Source organism: Idiomarina sp. UBA4206, from assembly GCF_002383015.1.
Classification (GTDB): Bacteria; Pseudomonadota; Gammaproteobacteria; order Enterobacterales; family Alteromonadaceae; genus Idiomarina; species Idiomarina abyssalis.
In genome coordinates, this window is the sequence record NZ_DFTS01000025.1 from 22,999 (window position 1) to 27,204 (window position 4,206).

Annotated in this window: 6 protein-coding genes; 5 read left to right on the forward strand and 1 reads right to left on the reverse strand. The window is 50.1% G+C overall.

Annotated elements, in window-relative coordinates; genetic code table 11:
• From B3180_RS05310 to nth, 5 genes are all read left to right on the forward strand, one after another.
• A partial coding sequence (locus B3180_RS05310) for a 4Fe-4S dicluster domain-containing protein (protein WP_286843427.1) occupies window positions 1-513 on the forward strand: 513 nt, incomplete at its 5' end.
• Window positions 510-1,562: an electron transport complex subunit RsxD gene (gene rsxD, locus B3180_RS05315; protein WP_054490990.1), complete on the forward strand. Its 1,053-nt coding sequence runs from the start codon at window positions 510-512 to the stop codon at window positions 1,560-1,562. The genes B3180_RS05310 and rsxD, both read left to right, overlap by 4 nt.
• Before the next feature lies 1 nt (window position 1,563).
• A complete protein-coding gene (rsxG, locus tag B3180_RS05320; protein WP_054490992.1) occupies window positions 1,564-2,205 on the forward strand; it encodes an electron transport complex subunit RsxG in 642 nt (213 codons plus the stop codon).
• Window positions 2,202-2,882: an electron transport complex subunit E gene (locus tag B3180_RS05325; protein ID WP_054490994.1), complete on the forward strand. Its 681-nt coding sequence runs from the start codon at window positions 2,202-2,204 to the stop codon at window positions 2,880-2,882. The genes rsxG and B3180_RS05325 overlap by 4 nt, the downstream gene beginning before the upstream one ends.
• Window positions 2,883-2,911: 29 nt before the next feature.
• Window positions 2,912-3,547, forward strand: a complete 636-nt coding sequence (gene nth, locus B3180_RS05330; RefSeq protein ID WP_278358805.1) for an endonuclease III — start codon at window positions 2,912-2,914, stop codon at window positions 3,545-3,547.
• 5 nt (window positions 3,548-3,552) lie between these two features.
• Here nth and B3180_RS05335 read toward each other — a convergent pair.
• On the reverse strand, window positions 3,553-4,206 hold a 654-nt coding region (locus tag B3180_RS05335; protein ID WP_286843429.1), incomplete at its 5' end, for a flagellar protein MotY.

Below are 4,206 nucleotides of genomic sequence, written 5' to 3' on the forward strand. Positions count from 1 at the left end.
CCCTGTATTCGTTGTGGTGCCTGTTCAGACGTCTGCCCCGCAACTTTGCAGCCACAGCAATTGCAGTGGCTGGCCAAAGCGAAAGACTACGACGAACTGGAAAAGCATCATTTATTTGACTGCATTGAGTGCGGCGCCTGCGCCTATGTTTGTCCCAGCGAAATTCCGCTGGTGCACTATTACCGCAAAGCTAAGGCTGAAGTGCGTAACATTGCCCGTGAAAAGGCCAAAGCCGAACAGGCTCGGAAGCGCTTTGAAGCTCGCCAGGAAAGGCTGGAGCGCGAAAAGCAGGAACGTTTAGAACGCCATCGCAAAGCCGCCGAAGAGCGCAAAAAAATGCAGCAGGAAAAAAACAGTAGACCTGACAGTAAAACTGACAGTGGCGACGAGAAACCAGCTGGGAAATCCGCCGCAGTTGCAGCCGCTATTGCCCGCGCTAAAGCCAAAAAAGCGGCACAAGCAGCAAAAGACAACGCCGATGAGGACAGCTCAGCCAAAGGAAATGAGTCATGAGTTTCAAAATTGCACCATCACCCCACGGGCATAACCAAAGAACCACCAGCGAAATGATGCGCTGGGTCTGCTATGCCTTAGTGCCCGGCGTATTGCTGCAAAGCTACTTTTTTGGTCCCGGAGTCTGGTTTCAAATTACACTAGCCGTTGCTACTGCAGTATTAGCCGAAATGGCCTGTACGGTTGCCCGCGAGCGACCGGCGTTTTCCGCGCTGCGTGACAACACCGCAATAGTCACCGCCATTTTACTGGCCATTAGCATTCCCTCACTTGCGCCCTGGTGGGTCATCGTTATAGGAACCTTATTCGCCATTGTTGTGGTCAAGCATGTGTATGGTGGCATGGGTCAGAACCTATTTAACCCGGCCATGGCAGGTTATGTGCTGTTGTTAATTTCGTTTCCGGTACAAATGACAAACTGGCTACCGGCTTCCACTATTAGCGAGCACTCGCTAACTTTGTGGCAAACACTGCACACCATATTGTTTGAATACACCCCTGCCGGTTACAGCGTAGAGCAACTGCGTGCAGGTATTGATGGTGTCACCATGGCAACACCGCTGGATACCATAAAAACAGAACTGACCCGGGGTTATACGCTGACAGAAATTTATCAGGGACCAGAGTTCAGTTATTTTGCCGGTGCCGGCTGGCAGTGGATTAATCTGGGCTTTTTAGTCGGTGGCTTACTTTTAATTCAGCAACGCATTATCAGCTGGCACATTCCGCTGGGGTTCCTTGCAGGCCTTTGCCTACCGGCTTTTATTGCTCATATTTTTGCGCCCGACCTTATGCCCGGACCTATCGTGCACGCCTTAAGTGGCGCAACCATGTTAGGTGCTTTCTTTATTGCAACCGACCCGGTATCGGCCGCCACGTCAAACCGGGGCCGCGTTATTTTTGCCTTGCTGATTGGCTTTATCGTCTTTGTTATTCGCAGTTGGGGCGGCTACCCCGACGCCGTAGCCTTTGCCGTGTTGCTTGCCAATATGTGTGTACCATTAATAGACCGGTATACGCGGCCTGTTGTTTACGGCCACGGAGACTGATATGACCTTTAACAGTATGCAGAAAAATGGTTTATTACTGGCCGCTTTTGCGGTCATTGCTACCGCTTTAATTATTGGTGTGCAACTGCTGACAGAAGACAAAATCGCCAGGCAACAGCAGCAGCAAGTGCTTCGCACACTGAATCAGTTGATACCGCCGGCACTCCACGACAACGACTTATACCAATCCTGTCGATTATTACAGGATCCCGCTCTGGGCAGTACTAAGCCGCAGCCGTTGTATCGCGCATGGGTTAACGATGAGCCCACTGCTTTAGCGGCTGAAATTGTAGCTCCAGACGGCTACTCCGGCGCTATCCGTTTGCTGCTGGCTATTCAACCCAATGGCGAAGTTTTAGGTGTAAGAACCTTGCGCCATCAGGAAACCCCGGGGTTAGGCGATAAAATTGAAATTCAGAAAAGTGACTGGATAAAGAGCTTTGCTGAGAAGCGTGTTCGCGGTGAAGATGATAACCGCTGGGCTGTTCAGCGCGACGGCGGCATGTTTGATCAGTTCACCGGCGCGACCATCACCCCCCGGGCTGTGGTCTCTGCCGTAAAACGTGCGACATTAAAGCTTCAGCAGCAAGCAGACGTTCTGTTTAACGCCGACTTACCACATTGTCAGGAGGCTCAGGAATGAACGAATACAAAAACCTTACAAAGCAAGGCCTGTGGGAAAACAATCCCGCATTAGTACAGCTTTTAGGCTTGTGTCCACTATTAGCAGTGACTGCCTCAGTCACCAACGCCATGGGCCTGGGTCTGGCCACCTTATTCGTACTGGTTGGTTCAAACATCACCGTGTCTCTGGTGCGTGAATTTATCCCTTCGGAAATCCGCATACCCGTTTTTGTCATGGTCATTGCCACCTTCGTAACCATTATTCAACTGCTCATGAACGCCTATGTGTTCCAGCTTTATCAGTCGCTGGGTATCTTCATTCCGCTCATTGTGACTAACTGCGCCATTATTGGCCGCGCCGAAGCTTATGCCTCTAAAAACCCCTGGCAACGCGCAGCATTCGATGGGCTGGCAATGGGTGTTGGCTTTGCATTGGTACTGATAGTACTGGGCGCTATGCGAGAAATTATTGGTAACGGCACCCTGTTTGATGGCGCAGAATTGCTGCTGGGTGAGTGGGCAGCACAATTGCGAATTGAGCTCTTTACCGTTAATTACCCTTTATTACTGGCTATATTACCGCCAGGAGCCTTTATTGGCATGGGCTTTATCATTGCCCTGAAAAACAAAATTGACGCTGTGCGGAGTGCCCGTGCCGAGAAGAAAACCGTTACCCGGGCACGGGTCACGGCCTAATAAAAAAATACAAATAAAAACGAACTCTTATGAATAAAAACAAGCGCTACGAAATTTTGAGTCGGCTGCGGGACAATAACCCGAACCCAACAACTGAACTGGAATATGACTCCCCTTTTCAGCTGTTAATTGCAGTCTTGTTGTCCGCCCAGGCAACCGACGTGGGTGTGAATAAAGCCACCCGTAAACTATTCCCTGCCGCACCTACCGCTGAAGCCATGCTTGCCCTGAGAGTAGATGGAATAAAAGAATACATAAAGACCATTGGTTTGTTTAACTCCAAAGCCGAAAACGCTTACAAAACCTGCAAAATTCTGGTGGAAGAATACGGTGGCAAAGTACCGGAAGACCGGGCCGCGCTGGAAGCTCTTCCGGGTGTTGGCCGAAAAACGGCAAACGTGGTTTTAAATACGGCTTTTGGCTGGCCCACTATCGCAGTCGACACGCATATATTTCGGGTGTCTAACCGTACTAAACTGGCTCCCGGTAAAAACGTTAAAGAAGTGGAAGAAAAACTGATAAAAGTAGTGCCGGCTGAGTTTAAAGTAGACGTGCACCACTGGTTAATCTTGCACGGACGTTATACCTGCATAGCCCGTAAGCCAAGATGTGGTTCCTGCGTCATAGAAGACTTGTGCGAATTTAAAGAAAAAACCAGTGACTGAGCCTGTTACAGCTCAATCATAGACGGCTTGCTCAGCTGCACAACAACACGGCGGTTGATCTGGCGGTTTAACTCGTTGTCATTCGATTTAATCGGCCGGTCTTCACCGTGAGCAACGGTTCTGATGCGATCCGCATCTATACCCCGTTCGACGAAAAACTGCTGAATTTCTTTCGCCCGCTCCTCAGTTAATTCTTTGTTCGGGCCTCGCGCGCCAAGCGAATCGGTATAAGCGTCGACTAAAACCAGTTCCAAATCGTTATCCACCTGCAGGTAGTCACTAATTTGTTTTAGCTTACGCTGCGACGCAACGGTCAGCTTTTCACTTTCCGCTTCGTGGTTCAGTACCGTATAGGCAATGTCGTCAAAACTGAACGGCAATAACGCATTAACACAGCTCATGAAGTCATCGTAAGCACGGCGGAAGTTCACTGAAGAAATAGAGACAGCAACTTCATCGCGGTTGTTATACCAGTCGTTGTAAAAGAATGTCGGGTAACGCCCTTTTTCCAGCTCGCTCAATAAGGTCCAGGCCAGTTGCTTCTGCAGCTCGCCATCAAACTGCTTATAGAGCTTCATGTCGCCAATACGGTAACTGGACTCGCCTGGCTGCCAGCGCGGCGGAACGGACTCAATGGCCGACACACCATAGCTGTCCGG